Here is an 18,900-nt window from a genome sequence, read left to right on the forward strand (position 1 = left end):
GTTCTATTATTTCATAATTTCTGTGTCTTGTTGATGCTTTATGCCATTAAAAAAGAAATTCAAAACAATTGCTGAAATTGCACCTAGTACAATACCGTTTTGAGTTAACCATGCAAACTGCTCACCTAAAGCGTCAAAAGCTTGAGGTACCGCACTTATACCCGTTCCTAGTCCTACAGATACAGCAATAACTAACAAATTATTTTGGTTCTTAAAATTAATATTACCTAATATACTAACACCATATGCCATGACCATGCCAAACATAGCTATCATGGCTCCACCTAATACTGGTAGAGGGATCATATTTGCTAATGCACCTAGTTTAGGAATACATCCACAAATAACTAACAATATAACCATACCGTATATCACTTTATTCTTTTTCGCACCTGACAATGATACTAAGCCAACGTTTTGTGAATATGCAGTATAAGGAAATGCGTTGAAGATAGAGCCCAAGATGATAGCAATTCCTTCTGCTGTATAACCTTTACAGAAATCTTTGCGTTCCAAACGTTTACCTGTTATTTCACTTAATGCATGATATACACCGGTTGATTCTATTAAACTTACTAATGCCACTATAAAGAATACAAGTGTCGCTCCGAAGTCAAAGCTGAAAGTTGAAAATCTAAATGGTTGAGGTAACGCAAACCAATGCGCCGTACCAATTTGATTTACATCTACGATTCCTAAGAATCCAGCTAGCACTGTCCCCACGATGAGTCCGATAAGTATAGCAATAGATTTCAAAAACCCTACAGTAAAACGCTGTACGAGTAAAATGACAACCAAAGTAATGACACCTAAAATGATATTTTTAGGATCACCGTAGTCTTTAGCACCTTCACCGCCAGCCAAATAGTTCATTGCGACTGGCATTAGGTTAATCCCAATAATCGTTACCACACTTCCAGTAACAACTGGAGGGAAGAACTTCACCAAATAGGAAAAGAATGGTGCAATGATTACAACTAGAATACCTGATAAGAAGAGTGAACCATATAAGTCACCAATACCTTTAGTTTGACCAATTAAAATCATTGGTGCCACAGCAGTAAATGTACAACCTAATACAATCGGTAAACCGATACCTGTCCCTTTCCAAACTTGTAAAAACGTCGCTACACCACACATAAAGATGTCCACTGTAACTAAGAACGCAATTTGTTCAGGTGTGAAGTCTAAACTAGTTCCTACAATAATAGGTACCAATATTGCCCCCGCATACATTGCTAATAAATGCTGTAAACTTAAAATAAAAGTTTTCATGCTTCTTCGCCAACGAAAGTAACTCTATTTCCACTTAACGAAGCTACTTTGCATAATGATGAAACGGTTAAACCTGCTTGTTCCAAACGTTCTCTACCAGGTTGGAAACTTTTTTCAATTACAATACCTATGCCTACTGTTGCACCTTTAGCTTGTTGCACAATTTCATTTAAGCCTAAAGATGCATCACCGTTAGCTAAAAAGTCATCAATGATTAGTACTCGGTCATTTTCATCTAAAAACTCTTTAGACACAATCACTGTACTTGTCGTATTTTTAGTAAAAGAATGTATATCTGCTTGATAAACATCTTTCTTTAATGTGCTTGGTTTTGCTTTTTTAGCGAACAGACACGGCACACCAAAGTGCATAGCTGCCATAATCGCCGGTGCAATACCAGACGCTTCAATCGTTAAAATTTTTGTGATGCCCTCGTCCTTAAACTGCTCGTAAAAAGTTTGTCCAACATCATGCATCAGCTTGGCATCAATTTGATGATTTAAAAAACCATCTACTTTTAAAATCTTTTCGTCAATGACGACACCATCTGCTTCGACTTTCTGCTTCAACAAATCCACTCGAAAAAAACCTCCTCATTTTGTGTACAAAAAAAACCCTAAACTAACTTAGTTTCAGGATCTATGAGTGAACGTGCAATACCATAAGCAGTTATTCTCCTAGTTACAAATGATGTTTAAAGTGGTAAGATTTTACATTCATTTCCCTATTAAATATGTAAAAAATATGTTTAAAACATCGATTATGAGGAAACGGTTTAAAAAGCACAATCAAATATGTACAACTTTTCAAATCGCTTTTAATTGCTAAAGCATTGTATAGGTTACCCATAGTCATGTCGTTAATGGCAACATGGTAGAAACTTCTAAAGCCGTATCCTTTAGATTATATGAGTTAGATAAATTATTAACTGATGATAGCAAATTTTGGTACATTTTTCAATATACTTATTGAGTGTAAGCGCTTTTTAAAAGGTATCTCAGCGTATTTTCTAAAATTAAGTAAACGATACCATTTGCGTTAAAATGTAATTTGCCAGGTGTAAAACTTCGTTATATAATTAAATTGTATTCGTTTCGTTATATAAGTTACTGGGTAAACACATAATAATTAATTGAACAACGGATGGAGGAACACAAAATGTCAGAATTCACTATTGTACAAAAAAGCGAAGACCTAATAGATGCAGTCAAAAACAAGATTGCAGAAGGTTATAATGAGTCAGAAATTTCTGTTATCAGTAAAACAAAGCTTCATATCGACGAATTGCATGATTCCGAAGTAAACCTATCAGCTACAAGCGGTTCTTTCAGCGATAAAATGGCTAAAATTTTAACGGGGGAAGACGGTGAAGAAGCTGTTTTAGCCCATTATAAATTGTCAGATGATGAAATGGAGCGCTATAAGAAAGAAATCTTAGATGGCCACTACCTTGTTGTGGGTGTAAAAGATGAATCTTCACATCAAGAAGTAGAAAATGCGAATGCAGCTTATGAAAATGAAACAGTACTTCAGCATCATTATGCCGAAGAATCCAATGGACCAAAATCGTAGACGCAAAGCTTAGCAATTAAGAGTTTAGCTTACTAACATCATTCACAACTTATAAAATGACATGAGCCATCATTGGCAGTCATCTAAAATGCACTTGTAATAAACATCTTAAATAATTAATTTATTGTCGGAGCGAACCAAGCAAATCAATTCTAATTGTTGATTTCTGTGTCGCTCCTTTTTTATTATAACGTGATACTTCTGCCTATAAATTACATTACAAATTTTGCTACTATGTTATAATGAACGCAATAATTTCGGGGGTGTACATATGAAATTCAAAATTATCACATCAATCGATGATCCCTTCTTCAAATCAGCTATGAATTTGTATGATGCTAAATTTGATATCGGATTATCCGAATATGAACAAATATTCAAACAATCACTTAAAAACGAGCACACTAAAGATGATTATATTTTTTTAGTTGGCATCGAGTCAGACACTGTCGTGAGTTTGGCAACTGCGCATTATGAGGCAACAACAAACTCAGCATTTTTAATCTACTTAATCGCCAATGATCAACCGAATCACGATGAACTAATTACTGAAACACTTGCGCGTATCCAAAAAGAAATCAATATCCTATCAAACCAACTACATGAACACGACGTTAACTTTATCATGTTAGAAGTAGATAAAGAACCTGAAGAAATTTCTGAGGAAGACATACCTATCTTGGATAATAGACGCCAATTTCTATATCAACACGGATTCGAAAAACAATATGACATTAATTATTTAGCACCAAATCTTGAAGGTTATAGTGAAGGTAAACCCATGGATTTATTTATAAAAGCTAATATTGAACTAACCAAAGATATTTATGGCCCTAGTATTAAATCAAACTATATTCTCAAATATGTGTTTGCTAACAGAATCTCTAGAAGTGTTATTTATCCATTACTAGAGGAAATGGATTTACGCAAATCATAGGAACCACCACTTGAAATCACTATTAAAACAGTTTAAACTAGCATAGAGGTAAGACTGACGTTTCACTAACCGAAGACAAACGTCCGTATACATAAATCCATTAATGAAAGGACTTATTTCTATGTTAACCAAAGAATTTGCACAACGTGTTGAGCTAAGTGAAAAACAAGTCCGTAAAATCGTTCAACATTTAGAAGAACGCGGTTACCAACTTAGTAAAACAGAATATCGTGGCCGTGAAGCTACAGATTTCCAAGAAGAGGATATTGAGTTATTCCAAGATATTGCTGAAAAGGTAAAACAGACAAATAGTTACGATTTAGCTTTTGAAGAATTAGAGAAAGAAAAGGACTTTTTACAAGTATTAGTTAAAGACGATAGCAGTAATTTACCTACAGACCAAAACGTTTCTAAACTTGTAGATGATTTACGTTCTGAGATTCAAAAAATGCGTGACGAACGTCATATGCTTGGTCAAATGATTAACCAAGTCCATCAGCAACAACAAGAATTACATGAAATGCAAAACCAAATTACGTCTAAATTGGATGCTAACACTGAATCATTACAAGCCATCCAATCTTCTACTAACGAAATCAAATCAACTCAAAATGCTATTCAAGATTCTCAAAAAGAACAATCTGAATTAGCAAAATCAAATGTTGAAACTGCACATATTGCCGCTTCACAATCTATAAATGCGCAGAAAGACGACACTTTAACCGAAACTTCAACTGAATCAGTAGATACAAAACCATCTACAGATGATAAACCAGAGATTAACAAAGAAGTTAACGATAAAGCCAAAAAAGAAACATCTGACAAAGGTGTTTCAGACAGCACATCTGCCGATGCAACATCAAATGCACATATAGATGAATCTGAAATCACGCCAGTAAGTGAACAATCTACTACTGATGCACATACTGATAAGGTAGAACAATCAGATTCAACTGAAACGAAGTTAGCTACAGATGCTACTACTGCTACTGATAAAGGAAATGAATTATCAACATCAGCAACTGATGATGCAACAATTAAAGATGAAGTAACTGAAACAAGCACTCAAGATGAAACAACTACCAATACAACTTCTTACACATCAACTTCATCTGACGAAGCGCCAAAAGAACAACGTAAAGGCTTCTTTGCTCGTTTGTTTAATTTATAAAACTATCATTATTAATCTAAAGAATACCATGATCAAAATTCAGTCACCACCGAAGACAACACCATTCATTATAAGAGCGAAAATATATAATCGAGTTTTAGAACTAGATTATATATTTTCGCTTGTTTTATATCTAAATCTTCCATAATTTACCTATAAAATCCTAAAGCACCCTCTCCTTATTAATATAGTTGCACCTCTTATTTAAATCCAAGTTTTATTATCAGAAAATAAAGACATTTTAATTTCACAAATTTCTTGAGTAATTAACTTGAATATTGTTGGGTTTGCTAATATCCTTAGTATACGTATCGGATTAAAAAATTAAATTAAGAAAGTGTAGGTCTTTTTTTATGTTATTGACTATTCTTAACATCATTATCTTTGTGGCCTTCCTCATCGGATTATATATAATGGCTAGAAAACACGTTTCATTTCCAAAACGTGTATTTTCTGCTTTAGGTATTGGTATCGTTTTTGGTATCGCAGTACACTTAATCTATGGTGTGGACTCTAAAGTTACTAAACAAACTATGGATTGGTTTAGTATCGTTGGCGATGGCTACATTTCATTATTACAAATGATTGTAATGCCTTTAATATTCATTTCAATCGTTTCAGCATTCACGAAAATTAAAGTGGGAGATAAGTTTGCTAAGATTGGGGTTTATATCTTTGTATTCCTTATCGGCACCGTAGCAATATCTGCAATCATTGGGATTATCTCCGCGCTTGCATTTGGTTTAGACGCTTCTTCTATCGATTTAGGTGGCGCCGAAAGTTCAAGAGGTAGCGAACTTGCAAGTCAAGCTAAAGATATGACAGCCAATACATTACCTCAACAAATTTTACAATTATTACCTAGTAATCCATTCTTAGACTTTACTGGTCAACGTACAACTTCTACAATCGCCGTAGTTATATTTGCAGCGTTTATCGGTTTTGCATTCTTACGTGTTATGCGTAAACAACCAGAGAGTGGTAACTTACTTAAACGTGGTATCGATGCATTATACAGCTTAGTTATGGCAATCGTAACGTTCGTATTACGCTTAACACCTTATGGTATTTTAGCGATTATGACTTCTACAATTGCTACAAGTGACTTCGCGGCAATTTGGACTTTAGGTAAGTTCGTAATTGCGTCTTATGCGGCACTTATCGTAATGTATATTATTCATTTAATCATTATCTCAGGTATAGGTTTGAATCCAGTGACATTCGTTAAGAAAACTGGTGAAGTGCTATTATTCGCTTTTACTTCCCGTTCTAGCGCTGGTTCATTACCACTTAACGTTCAAACACAAAAAAATCGTCTAGGCGTACCAGATGGAATCGCAAACTTCTCTGCATCATTTGGTTTGTCAATTGGACAAAATGGTTGTGCTGGTATCTATCCAGCTATGCTTGCAGTCATGGTAGCACCAGCTGCTGGCGTGGAAGTTAACCTACAATTCATATTAGCTGTCATCGGCGTAGTAATAATCAGTTCATTTGGTGTAGCTGGTGTAGGTGGCGGAGCTACATTCGCTTCTATCATTGTGTTATCTACATTAAACTTACCAGTCGCATTAGCTGGTGTCTTAATCTCTGTCGAACCATTAATCGATATGGGTCGTACTGCATTGAATGTTAACGATTCTATGCTCGCAGGTACAGGTACAGCAAAACTTACAAACAACTTAGATCAAGACACTTATAATCAAAAAGAATATGCTGAAATCGCAAAATAATACCATATTATTTGCAACTGCTCATTCACATATTTGAACTATTTGTAAATACACTAAAAGGTCGGGATACATGCAACGTGTCCCGACCTTTTTTGCTATTCTTAACTAAAATTATTTGTTTCTCTTGAGTTCTATCATTGATTTTATATAATCAAACAAAAAAATAATAATTAAACTTAAAGGTAATGATTTTAACAGTAGGTTCACCTAAGTACCATCTGTCGTAAAGTAATGTGTCATTATGCTACATATAATAAACGCTAAAAATATAAGCCCCAATTTAAATAATATGTCTCCCACCTCTTTTAATATAATTTAGAGGGAAACATGTATTTACAAATCGTATTATATAAACCTCTGCATTCTCGTACTTCCTTAATTGTAAAAATATGTTTAGTTAAGACTTACAAACTTCTCTAAGCAAAATAAAAAAAGCTTTTCAAGCCACCACATAACTATGATGAATTGAAAAGCTATTTTTAATTAATATACTGGTTTGAAAGGACCCCATGTTATTCTGTGTTTACTGTCTAAAGGGATTGCATCAATCGATTTAGATACATCATCAAACCATTTTAGAAATGCAGGATATTTATCTAGCTTAGCCTCAGCACTATCTAGTGATACATCATGTAAATACCAAGCTTTACTTTCAAATTCATATTGAACTTGCGCATAGGCAAGCCGCGTCATATTAACACTATCATATAAACAGTTTACTTGCTTGGCTATAATAGGCGCTTGCGATACTAAACTTTGAGAAATAACCTTTTTGTAATCTTCATTATCTAAATCATTCCACATTCTCAATTGACCATCCATTTGGAAAAACATATCGATGGTAGGTTCCTTTTCGTCAAAAGAAACTAAAATGAAGATACGCTCAGCAGTGTAATCCACAGAATTAATTGCACCAACAACGAGTTTTTGTGCTAGCTTCGCCCAGTAATCTTGAGCCTCTTGAGGGGTGAGTTGACTTTTTGCTGAATAAGCACATTTATCCTGATCATCTTGAACTTCTGAATCCTTCGACTGTTTTCTAAAAATTCTATCGAACATATTCAACGTCACTACCCCCTTTCCAGAGTATGGATGGTACATTAAATACACCTATATGCTTGGGCTATTTCAAGGTGTTTTATTTTCTTATAAATCCTGATTTATTTAACTGTTCTAACATATCTAACCTTTGTTTCGAACTCATAAAGTTCGCAATTTGATTAGACCATGTTTCTGAACGTTCTCCGTTTGTACGTGCGCTATAATAATCACTAACTGTTTGGTCATATGCTTTTAATTGTTCTCTTTGAGATTCTACGTCCCTATCATATTGGTTTTGGTGGAAAACATGTTCAAATGGTAAACGAGGTTTAGGGCTTCCGTCTTCGTCATCTTCTGGAATACCAAGCGCCATACCAAATAGTGGGAAAGTGTGTTCAGGTAAGTTTAATACTTCTCTTACGCGTTCAATATCATTTCTCAGAGAACCTAAATAAACAATACCGTACCCCATATCTTCAGCTGTTGCAGCAATATTTTGAGCTACCAATGTGGCATCAATGGTACCAACGAGCAATCCTTCTGCTGATTCAAATGACGTTTCCATATCATGTTTTGATTCTTGGTTAACGATGGAATGTCTATAGTAATCCATTACAAATACAAATAAATAGCCATTTTCAACCACATAAGGTTGGCCAGATACTTCTTTCAAATCTTCTTTTACTTCTGGATCATTGATACCAATAATTGAGTATGCTTGTAAGTAACTTGAGGTTGAAGCACTTTGACCTGCTTCTATAAGTTGTTTGATATGCGATTCTAAAATAGGTTCTTTCTTAAATTTCCTAACTGAATGATGTTGCTTCAGCAAGTTATACACGTGTTCAGACATGTTTCCACTCCTCATTTCTGTAAATATATACCCATAGCATAACAAACACACATTTCCATTGCTTATATTCTGTTTACCCGATTTCCACGATATTTAAAAGGTTTAAATGAAATTATCTGTAAGTTATTATAATATTCTATTTATTAATGTAAAATTTTAAAACGTCGTCAATAAATAATGTCTTTAACCTGCAATTTTAACATTTATTATTCAGTTGCTTTTATAAAATTTAGATATACATTGCGAATTATAGAAATATGTTTTCCTTTTAGTTTTAGTGGAAAACATACTATGAAAGTTTTATTTAAGGAGGGTTTCATTTGGTTAATAAAAAACAAAAGCAATTAAATGAAGTAGAAAAAAGCAATGATGAGAAACCGATGACTACAAATAACGGTGTTAAAGTAAGTGAAGACGAAAATACTTTAACGGTTGGTGAACGCGGTCCCAGTTTATTAGAAGACTTTCATTTTAGAGAAAAAATCATGCACTTCGACCACGAACGCATACCAGAACGTATTGTGCATGCTAGAGGTTTTGGCGCGCATGGTGAATTTAAGGTATATGAAGATTTATCTAAATATACCTCAGCAGACTTTTTAACTAACCCTGATAAAACTACACCTGTCTTTGTTAGATTTTCAACTGTACAAGGTTCTAAAGGCTCACCAGACACGGTCAGAGACGTAAGAGGCTTTGCTACTAAATTCTATACAGACGAAGGTATTTTTGACCTAGTAGGTAATGACATTCCCGTATTCTTTATTCAAGACGCTATCAAATTCCCTGACCTTATCCACGCAGTAAAACCAGAACCTCACAACGAAATGCCACAAGGCGGCACAGCCCATGATACATTTTACGATTTTTTCGCTCAAAATCCTGAATCAACACATACAACTGTATGGGCAATGAGCGATCGGGGCATCCCTAAGAATTTCCGACAAATTGAAGGATTTGGCATTCATACTTTCCGTCTCGTTAATCGCGAAGGAGAATCATATTTTGTTAAATTCCATTGGAAGCCGCTACAAGGCTTAGAATCTCTAGTTTGGGATGAAGCACAAATGCTACATGGTAAAGATGTAGACTTTCACCGTAAAGATTTATACGAATCTATTGAAAAAGGCGATTATCCAGAATGGGAATTAGGTTTACAAATCATTCGTCCTGAACAAGAATTTGATTTTGATTTTGATATTTTAGATCCGACTAAAATTTGGCCAGAAGATCAGGTACCTGTTAAAATTGTTGGTAAAATGACATTGAACCAAAATGTAACCAACGTTTTTGATGAAACTGAACAAGCTGCCTTCCACCCTGGTCATATTGTACCTGGTATTGATTTTTCGAATGACCCATTATTACAAGGTCGTTTATTCTCATATACCGACACTCAAATATCTAGATTAGGTGGGCCAAACTTTAATCAAATCCCAATTAACCGTCCAGTTAACGAAGTGCACAATAATCAAAGAGATGCCATGCATCAAATGAATATTAATAAAGGCCAAGTGGCTTATCATAAAAATGCACTTAACAACAATGATCCTCATACGACGCCTAAAGAAGAAGGCGGATATGAGCATTATCAAGAAAAAGTCGAAGGTCGTAAAATCCAAAAACGTAGCGAAAGCTTTAAAGATTATTATAGCCAAGCTAAACTTTATTTAAATAGTTTAACGCAACCTGAATTTGACCACACTGTAGATGGTTTCTCATTTGAAATAGGGATGTGTGATTCTATTATGGTTAAGCAAAACGCAGTAAATCAATTAAATAAAGTAGACCGTACTTTAGCTGAGCGTGTAGCTAAAAACGTAGGTGTTGAAGTACCCGAAGTAAATGAAGAAGTAAAATCAGATGAAAAAGACAGCAAATTATCAATGGAAACGCTAGATATTCCATTAGCTGGTCACTCTGTAGCAGTAGCAGTAAATGGCGATATCAGTGCTAATACGTTGAAATCCTACGCTAAAACATTTACAGAAAACAAATTGAATTATGCGTTTGTTGGACAGCACCCTAAAGATATATCAGAAGAATTTGGTATAACGGAAACATTTGATACTGCTCATCCAACACTATTTGATAGTTTGATTGTTTTATCAGATGGTAGCGACATCCTTCCACCTGTTGAAGAATTCGCAGAACTCACGTATAAACACAATAAACCTATTGTTTTAAATCAGTCCGCATCACAAGGTTTAGCTGGCGCTAAATTAAATTTAGAAGTTCCTGGCGTTTTTGTTTCAGATGATCCCCAAACAATTGTGCAAGCATTTGAACGCAAAAGATATTGGGATAGATAACAAATAGAATATCGAATGTTATTTAAGTAATTTATATAGAAGCCCAACAAAGCATTATGCATACATTATTTGCTGAGGGTTCTATTAATACGGGACGAGAAGGAAATCAGATTTTTACTAATTGATTTCTTTCTCGTTCTTTTTCATTAATAAATTAACATATTGGATAAATACCTATTAAATTAATTATCAATGACGTCGTAGAGATGCAGTACATCTTTCATATTTTCATAAAATATCCACTACGAAAACTTTGCTATTATAATAACGAGCTATTTATTCGATATCCCTTTAGTTGAACTAATCGAAGAGGATAAAAACTTAAAAAATAACATTAAAGAAACTTATTGGGTGCGTGTTTCAATACAATCTAACAATCAACATATGAAGGGATGAACAAGTTATTAAGGACTATTCTTCCATGATTCTTTGGTGAATAATCAAAACATTTATCTAACAATCAATTAAATTTAATCGGAGCAGTCTTAAGGAAGTCTTATTTTATAGTAAGTTTTCAATTACAAATTCCGCAAAAGATAAAATATTCATAAATTCGTAATAATTCTATTTAGCCCTATCAAATCAATACTCACTAAATATATATTCATTTAAAACACACTTTTTCTCATTTTCATAGTTTAGTTGAGAATAAAAAGGCTATTTCCATACTATAGGCAGTTTTTCTAAAAATAAAACTCGTCTATTTACATGGTGTAAATTTTCACCTTGAAACATGCTTATACCGTCGATTACAGCGCAAAAATCCACTGTTTTTCTTAGTGAGCTTTCTTTGTTGACGAAAATAATGGGAAATGCAATAATAGTAAACGAAGATTAGAATTATTATAATTAAGAAATCGTAACAATTTAGCCTTATAATTCTAATTAAAATTCAGTTCAAAAAATAGGAGGATGTTTTTATGTCTTTAATAAATAAAGAAGTTTTACCATTTACAGCTAACGCTTATGATCCACAAAAGGATGAGTTTTTAGAAGTTTCAGAAGAAATTTTAAAAGGTTCTTGGAGTGTAGTTTGTTTCTACCCAGCAGACTTCTCATTCGTTTGCCCAACTGAATTAGAAGACTTACAAGGTCAATATGACAAGTTACAAGAATTAGGTGTCAATGTATACTCAGTATCAACAGATACACACTTTGTACACAAAGCTTGGCATGACCATTCAGAAGCGATTAATAAAATTCAATATACAATGGTTGGTGACCCATCTCAAACAATCACTCGCAACTTTGATGTATTAGACGAAGATTTAGGTCTTGCTCAACGTGGTACTTTCATCGTTGACCCTGACGGCGTTGTTCAAGCAGCTGAAGTAAATGCTGACGGTATCGGCCGTGACGCAAGCACGTTAGTACACAAAATCAAAGCAGCACAATACGTACGTCAACACCCAGGCGAAGTTTGCCCAGCAAAATGGGAAGAAGGTTCAGAAACATTACAACCTGGTCTTGACTTAGTAGGTAAAATCTAAGGAGGCATTGATTTAAATGCTAAATGATCAGCTTAAATCACAATTACAACAATTACTTCAATTAATGGAAGGCGATGTTGTATTAAAAGCAAGTCTTGGTACTGATGACAAGTCTAAAGAACTTAAAGAGTTATTAGATGAAGTCTCTGCAGCCTCATCTCATATTACTATAGAAGAAGCTGACTTAAAACGCACACCAAGTTTCTCAGTAAATAGACCTGGAGAGGAAACCGGCATTACTTTTGCCGGTTTGCCTATGGGTCATGAATTCAATTCACTTGTACTAGCATTATTGCAAGTAAGTGGGCGCGCACCTAAAGAAGAACAAGCCGTGATAGATCAAATCAAAGCACTAGATAAACCACTACACTTTGAAACGTATATTAGTTTAACTTGTCAAAAATGTCCTGATGTCGTTCAAGCATTAAACTTAATGAGTTTATTAAACCCTAATATCACGCATTCAATGGTAGATGGCGCTATTTTCAGAGAAGAGTCTGAAGATATCATGGCAGTACCTGCAATTTTCTTAGACGGTGAAGAATTTGGTAATGGACGTATGACAATTCAAGATATCCTTGCTAATTTAGGTAGTCAAGCAGACCCAGCAGAATTCAACGATAAAGATCCATATGACGTATTAATCGTCGGCGGTGGGCCTGCAAGTGGTAGCGCTGCTGTTTATACAGCACGTAAAGGCCTACGTACAGGGATTGTTGCTGATCGTATTGGCGGACAAGTTAATGATACAGCAACCATTGAAAACTTTGTCACTGTTAAAGAAACAGATGGCCCAAAATTTGCCTCTGCACTAGAAGATCATATAAAGCAATATGACATTGATGTAATGACAGGCATTCGCGCTAGTGAAATTGAAAAAACTGATAGTGGTATCGTTGTTTCTCTTGAAAATGGCGCACAATTAACGAGTAAAACAGTTATCATTTCAACAGGTGCACGTTGGCGCAAGCTTGAAGTACCTGGCGAAGAGGCATTAATTAACAAAGGTGTTGCATTCTGTCCACATTGTGATGGACCTTTATTTGAAAATAAAAACGTAGCCGTAGTCGGTGGCGGTAACTCAGGTGTCGAAGCAGCAATTGATTTAGCGGGTATTGTTGAGCATGTCACATTATTAGAACGTAACGCAAGCCTTAAAGCAGACAATGTTTTACAAGAGCGTTTGAACAGCTTGCCTAACGTTACTGTTATTAAAAATGCACAAACAACTGAAGTACTTGGTGAAAATGCTGTAACTGGTATTAAATACCAAGACAAATCTCTTGGTGAAGAACACACATTAGAACTTGAAGGTATTTTCGTCCAAATCGGACTATTACCAAATACTGAATGGCTTAATAATTATGTTGAATTAAATGAAGCTAATGAGATTATAATCGATCGTAAGAACGCTACAAGCATCCCTGGTATTTTTGCAGCTGGTGATGTTACTGATGATCGTAATAAACAAATTATTATCTCAATGGGCGCCGGGGCAAATGCTGCATTAAATGCCTTTGATTATATTATTAGACATTAATTGCTCTATCACAGTTATATCATGTGAATGGCTAACGAAATCATTTTTTAAAATGTGATTCTTGATTAGTCCCCCACTTAAATATAATAAAGGACTATTCCAAAAGAGTAGTATTGATAGAGATAAAAGGCTTTACTAACCAGAGCTCATGCAAAAGACCCACAAACTAAATAAATTAAGAAGTGGGAATTTAAGCTATTTCCAATATATAATTAAGGCTGGGACAATGAAAATTGTCCCAGCCTTTTATTATGCATATAGCCAGTTGTTAAAGCCCCACTCTTTGCCCTATTCACACTTAACATAAGTATGATTCCAGACAAACCTATTATCTTATGCTCTTTCATCTATTCAACCTTATCGCTGTAAAGATAAATACAACTAAATTTTATTGCGAACTATAAGTCGCTATATTGATACCTTCTATAACAATTCAAAGTTAAAATCTAATGAATATTTATAACTTTCTTATAATAAATTTATTGTTTACTCATTTTGTTCAAAAGATTGTGCGTTTATCATTTAATCATTTATTCAAATCAATAGCTCTACATGATACGCTTAAGTTATAATTTTTATAAAGCGTGTTTAAACATATACTGTATTGTTATACTCGTACGATTATTACTAAAGGAGCAATTAAAATTTATGAAAAAAATTACATTATTATCGTTAATATTAGTGCTAACTGTTGTACTCGCAGCGTGTGCAAACGATAAATCTGAAGATGACAATAGTCATAGCGAGCGACATGCGCCTAAGAATGTAAATAAAATTACTGAAGAAGATATCTTTAGCTCAGATAAAAAAGGTGAAAATTTAAGTGAAGCAGAAGTAAATAAAGCTATTAAAAAATATTTGGATGTAAACTCTGACATTATTGATAATAAGTATCTACTTCAATATAAAATAGACAAACAAATTGGTACAGATAAAAAAATTACTGATGAACAGGCTGAACGTTTATCTGATTTATCACATAATGCGGTTAAAAATGATGTAAGATTCAAGAAATTCGTAGAAGAGAATAAACTCCCACAAGGTTATCAAGAAAATGTCGACCGTATTATCAAATACTTTACTGCTTTAAATACTACAATTAAAAATGCAGATGAAGACATAGAACAATTAGATTACCAACCACAGAATGAACTTAACGTTGTGGACGTGTCTACCAAATACGCTGGAGATGTTAATGGAAAACAGCAAGATAAAATCAAGAAGTTCCTAAAAGATAAAGGTATCGAATCTGACGCTGTTGATAAATAACTAGAGCGCTTGTTAATAGATTGAAGTCAAAGCCATGTAATTATAGGTTTATGCTGTAATTATTCTATTAAATTACAATATGATTACATGGTAATATTTGTTGATACCAAAGGCTTGAACGCCATTTTTATACATAACCTTCACTTACCCTGACTTATTTCTGTAAAAAACCTTACTTAATTGTAAGGTTTTTTAACACAATATCCCTTTTTTTCTCAAAGTGACATTTGTTAAGATTAATTTAAGTTAATAAACAAATGAATAGAAGCACAGCCACTCAGTAATAATTTCTAAGGAGGCACACCTTATGGTTTTAACTATTTTAATAGGTGCAATGGCTGCTATCTTCATAGCTTTTAATCTCTTTGAGAAGAAAGAAAAATATGGTGTTGTTTCATTTAAAACAATCGCCCTTAGTGTAACTTACGTTATACTTGCCGTTGTTGTCGGCAGTTTTTTAGACAATATCAATACAATATTCCAAGGATTTCATGATAGCTTAACAGCAGCTAAAAGATATTAACCTGAACTGACAAAGTCGTAGTTCAGGTTTTTGTTTGTGTTTATTTCTCTAATTCATATGGCATACAATTTTCAATTTTGCGGTCAATGACTGTCGCTTGTGTATCATATCTTAGATAGACAAAGCAGCAACGAAGCACAACTTGATGCGCTACAATTACAATAGTTTCTAAACTATTATCTAATTCATGTTCAAAGAAATGTGTTACACGTTGTAACACGTCAGCGTAACTTTCCCCGCCTGGTGCTTTTTGAGTAAAACTATGGCGAAATGATAGATAATCCTCATCATTAAAATATTGTGCGTATTCAGGATTTTGTTCAACTTTGGCCACCATTTCCCCTTCAAACTCACCAAGCGAACGCTCTCTTAATGAAGATGTCACAGTTGCAGGAATATTATTATCAAATATCGCATTATACGTTTGTCTAGTACGTAGTAAATCTGATAGGTACACATGGTCTATTTCTTTTTTATTAAAATAGCTTTGTAATAACTGGGCAGAATGTGTCCCCTTCTCTGTTAATGGAACATCTAGTTGTCCACAAAAGTAGTTTTTGCCTTCTTTTTTATCATAATTTGATTGCGATTCACCATGTCGTACTAAATATATTTTCATATGTCTTCCTCTTCTCTTTTATAATCATTATTTTACAATTCTACCTAACAAAAATGTAATATTAAACGTCCGCACTATATTTCTATCTTATTTATTGTTATTATCCTATCTGAGGTGATATCAATGAACCAACAAATTACACAAAACAATACACAAAGCGAACGTATACTTGCTTCAATTAGTTATTTCAGTATATTTTTTGCACCTATCATCGTGCCTATTATTATTTGGATATTTGCTGATAAACCAACTTCTACACACGCAGCAAAATCACTAATTTATCATATTATAACTTATATTGGGCCTATCTTTTTAATCATTAGTATTGCTATGGGCGGTGTCGTAATTGATTCACAAAATACAACTGTAAGTGTAATAGCACTCGCGTTAGTTATACTACTATTCACCATAACTATCTGGTATACGCTTAAAAATATTTACCGTGGTATTAAAGTACTCATTTCAGATTCGTCACTTTACAATCCATAATATACACTAAGTTGGTATAGGATTAAAACACACCTTAAAAGGTACATTAACTTATCGAGCCGTATTTAAATTATGACAAAGTTCAAAACAATTTAAAATTTTGTATACTTAGACAGTAATATCTTTTATGCTTAGAGTTAAAGGAGACTGAGAATATGAGTAAAAAATTAACAATTTCTTTAATTAGTATTTTAGTTATTATTGGTTTAGCTTTCACGATATTCATGCTATTTTCTGGTCAAAAAGATACTTATTATGGCTATATGTCTGAAAGTACCACTGCAGAAAAAGTTGTCAGCGAAAAAGATGGCATAGTAACGAAAGATGTCAAACTTGAGCATGATGATGATTTCAAACCTAAAAAAGGTGATTTTGTAAAATTAGTATCTAAAGATGATGGTGAATCATTCTACAAAAAAGAAGTAGTAAAACATGATGATATCCCACACGGATTAATGATGAAAATCCATGAAATGGATATGAATCACTAATTTTATCAAAACGTGTATTTCAATAAAGCAAGACTTATTAATTCGCTTTAAAAAACGGGGTGTAACACGGAATCAAATTTAAAAATTTGATTTTGTGTCACACCCCTTAACTATGTCTTTATTTCTTCTGTTTATTTTTTCGATCTTTATAATATAATAAAGCTTCGATAATAAATACAATAATCAATGAGAAACCAAATAACGGCATCAGAATTCCCAGTACGATAAGCACGATAACCAATGGAATTGACATTGGTTTTTTAACTCTTGGTGGCAGCTTCACATTACTACCTCTCATTTTTTTAATCCATGATGTTAATCCTAGTCCAATTGCTGTCAGTAAAGCGATACATACAAGTAAATTAATCACTTTATTAGCTACGCCAAAAAGATGACCTTCATGTAATGGTATGCCCCATGTAAACCATTTGCCAATAATGCCATATTCTTCATACTTCACCTTACCTAAATCATTCCCATTATATTGATCTATATATAACGTTTGCTCGTCATAAGGTGAAACATCTAACCCTGTGACACCTGTATTACTGCCATTAGAAACTGTAAAAGCAGCTGATTCATTAGATGGATAGACAATAGAATATGGTTTATCTATACCGTTCTTTTTAGCTTCAGTAGCTACTCTATCAATCGAAATTTGATTTTTAATATCTGTTCTCGGCATTTCGCCGCCACCATGGTGAGCAGCATGACCTTCTGAAGCAGGTTGTTTATTTTCACGTGTTGCCCATGGTATTTCATTTACATCCGATTTCGGAGGATTAATAGCCAATTCTGATTGTCCTAATTCGCCAGAATTGTCCATCACATTTGCAATCTTAGCTCCCATATATCCAGACCATGGCAAACCAGTAAGCACCAATACAAATACTGGTATTGCTATAACTACACCTAAAATACCATGCCATTTTTGGAACCTTAATTTTTTATTTTTATTTGAGATTAGCTTTTTCTTAATAAGCATATAAGTCCCAGAAAGAATCATAAAAATTGTCCAACACGCAGTTAATTCTACAAGATAATTTATAAACGTGTTTTCTGTGAATAATGAACTATGTATATTTCTTACTACATTTGAGTATGTATGTTTAGCATTTTGATCTGCTACTATTTGATTATTTTGGTCTAAAAATACATACCGCTGATTTCCAGCCATATCATCTAATGTAATACGATTATTATATGGGTCATCCATCATACTTACTTTACTGATGTAAAAGCCGTCAAACTTATCTTCTACTTCATCTACAGCTTCATTTAGTGTTTGATGTGTTTTAACGGAACTATCCCCGAAAAACTCTGTTTTATATATATTATTTTCTACTTCTTGAAAAAAGAGATAACCAATGCCCGAAATAGTTAACGTAATTAATAACGGTGTTATAAATAGCGCAGCATAAAAATGCAATCTTTGTAATGGATTAAATATATTTTTCAAATTTTTTCCCCCTTCTCCTCTAATATTATAAATAAATAACAAAATTATTATGTAGATAATTTGTGAATATTTTATAAAAAATTGCATTTAATTGGTTAATCTGTTTTCAAGTTAATTGCATTATAC

Annotated in this window: 17 protein-coding genes and 1 riboswitch; of the genes, 11 read left to right on the forward strand and 6 right to left on the reverse strand. The window is 33.6% G+C overall.

Features of this window, described 5'->3' with window-relative positions; genetic code table 11:
* Nucleotides 1-6 precede the first annotated feature (6 nt).
* On the reverse strand, nt 7-1,275 hold the full coding sequence (pbuX, locus tag J5E45_RS04360) for a xanthine permease PbuX (protein WP_069792944.1): 1,269 nt from the start codon (nt 1,273-1,275) through the stop codon (nt 7-9).
* Complete coding sequence (gene xpt / locus J5E45_RS04365; protein ID WP_039068440.1) at nt 1,272-1,853, reverse strand: xanthine phosphoribosyltransferase; 582 nt, start codon at nt 1,851-1,853, stop codon at nt 1,272-1,274. The genes pbuX and xpt overlap by 4 nt, the downstream gene beginning before the upstream one ends.
* Before the next feature lie 250 nt (nt 1,854-2,103).
* Nucleotides 2,104-2,206: riboswitch (purine riboswitch) on the reverse strand.
* Nucleotides 2,207-2,433: 227 nt separating this feature from the next.
* Here xpt and J5E45_RS04370 point away from each other — a divergent pair.
* The 4 genes from J5E45_RS04370 to J5E45_RS04385 all read left to right on the forward strand — a co-directional run bounded on the left by J5E45_RS04370 (nt 2,434) and on the right by J5E45_RS04385 (nt 6,688).
* Complete coding sequence (locus J5E45_RS04370) at nt 2,434-2,847, forward strand: general stress protein (RefSeq protein ID WP_039068439.1); 414 nt, start codon at nt 2,434-2,436, stop codon at nt 2,845-2,847.
* Between the two features lie 271 nt (nt 2,848-3,118).
* Nucleotides 3,119-3,784, forward strand: coding sequence for a hypothetical protein (locus tag J5E45_RS04375; protein ID WP_101050969.1), 666 nt, complete (start codon nt 3,119-3,121; stop codon nt 3,782-3,784).
* A gap of 121 nt (nt 3,785-3,905) precedes the next feature.
* On the forward strand, nt 3,906-4,955 hold the full coding sequence (locus J5E45_RS04380) for a hypothetical protein (protein ID WP_069792945.1): 1,050 nt from the start codon (nt 3,906-3,908) through the stop codon (nt 4,953-4,955).
* A 353-nt stretch (nt 4,956-5,308) separates the two neighbouring features.
* Complete coding sequence (locus J5E45_RS04385) at nt 5,309-6,688, forward strand: L-cystine transporter (protein WP_039068436.1); 1,380 nt, start codon at nt 5,309-5,311, stop codon at nt 6,686-6,688.
* A 483-nt stretch (nt 6,689-7,171) separates the two neighbouring features.
* On the opposite strand, the gene J5E45_RS04390 is transcribed toward J5E45_RS04385, so the two are convergent.
* Together J5E45_RS04390 and nfsA are read right to left on the reverse strand one after the other, a co-directional pair.
* Nucleotides 7,172-7,747: a hypothetical protein gene (locus tag J5E45_RS04390; protein WP_039068522.1), complete on the reverse strand. Its 576-nt coding sequence runs from the start codon at nt 7,745-7,747 to the stop codon at nt 7,172-7,174.
* 79 nt (nt 7,748-7,826) lie between these two features.
* Nucleotides 7,827-8,582 (reverse strand): oxygen-insensitive NADPH nitroreductase, encoded by a 756-nt coding sequence (gene nfsA / locus J5E45_RS04395; RefSeq protein WP_039068435.1) that lies wholly within the window; start codon nt 8,580-8,582, stop codon nt 7,827-7,829.
* Between the two features lie 320 nt (nt 8,583-8,902).
* Here nfsA and J5E45_RS04400 point away from each other — a divergent pair, with 320 nt between their 5' ends.
* The 5 genes from J5E45_RS04400 to J5E45_RS04420 all read left to right on the forward strand — a co-directional run bounded on the left by J5E45_RS04400 (nt 8,903) and on the right by J5E45_RS04420 (nt 15,716).
* Nucleotides 8,903-10,894: a catalase gene (locus J5E45_RS04400; protein ID WP_208181666.1), complete on the forward strand. Its 1,992-nt coding sequence runs from the start codon at nt 8,903-8,905 to the stop codon at nt 10,892-10,894.
* Between the two features lie 920 nt (nt 10,895-11,814).
* Entirely contained in the window at nt 11,815-12,384 is a 570-nt protein-coding gene (gene ahpC, locus J5E45_RS04405; protein WP_069792947.1) for an alkyl hydroperoxide reductase subunit C, read from the forward strand.
* A 16-nt stretch (nt 12,385-12,400) separates the two neighbouring features.
* Nucleotides 12,401-13,924 (forward strand): alkyl hydroperoxide reductase subunit F, encoded by a 1,524-nt coding sequence (ahpF, locus tag J5E45_RS04410; protein WP_039069254.1) that lies wholly within the window; start codon nt 12,401-12,403, stop codon nt 13,922-13,924.
* Between the two features lie 648 nt (nt 13,925-14,572).
* Nucleotides 14,573-15,193: an NDxxF motif lipoprotein gene (locus tag J5E45_RS04415; protein ID WP_208181668.1), complete on the forward strand. Its 621-nt coding sequence runs from the start codon at nt 14,573-14,575 to the stop codon at nt 15,191-15,193.
* 307 nt (nt 15,194-15,500) lie between these two features.
* Nucleotides 15,501-15,716: a hypothetical protein gene (locus J5E45_RS04420; protein WP_017723360.1), complete on the forward strand. Its 216-nt coding sequence runs from the start codon at nt 15,501-15,503 to the stop codon at nt 15,714-15,716.
* 40 nt (nt 15,717-15,756) lie between these two features.
* Here the strand turns inward: J5E45_RS04420 and J5E45_RS04425 are convergent, their stop codons facing one another.
* Nucleotides 15,757-16,335 carry a histidine phosphatase family protein gene (locus tag J5E45_RS04425; protein WP_208181669.1) on the reverse strand — a complete coding sequence of 193 codons (579 nt, stop codon included), beginning with the start codon at nt 16,333-16,335 and terminating at the stop codon, nt 15,757-15,759.
* 123 nt (nt 16,336-16,458) lie between these two features.
* On the opposite strand from J5E45_RS04425, the gene J5E45_RS04430 reads away from it, so the two are divergent.
* Entirely contained in the window at nt 16,459-16,824 is a 366-nt protein-coding gene (locus tag J5E45_RS04430; RefSeq protein ID WP_101050976.1) for a DUF4870 domain-containing protein, read from the forward strand.
* A gap of 155 nt (nt 16,825-16,979) precedes the next feature.
* Nucleotides 16,980-17,315 carry a DUF4889 domain-containing protein gene (locus tag J5E45_RS04435; RefSeq protein ID WP_039069249.1) on the forward strand — a complete coding sequence of 112 codons (336 nt, stop codon included), beginning with the start codon at nt 16,980-16,982 and terminating at the stop codon, nt 17,313-17,315.
* A gap of 118 nt (nt 17,316-17,433) precedes the next feature.
* Here the strand turns inward: J5E45_RS04435 and J5E45_RS04440 are convergent, their stop codons facing one another.
* Entirely contained in the window at nt 17,434-18,774 is a 1,341-nt protein-coding gene (locus J5E45_RS04440) for a PepSY-associated TM helix domain-containing protein (RefSeq protein ID WP_069792950.1), read from the reverse strand.
* Between the last annotated feature and the right edge of the window lie 126 nt (nt 18,775-18,900).

This window comes from Staphylococcus shinii (genome assembly GCF_017583065.1).
GTDB classification, from domain to species: domain Bacteria; phylum Bacillota; class Bacilli; order Staphylococcales; family Staphylococcaceae; genus Staphylococcus; species Staphylococcus shinii.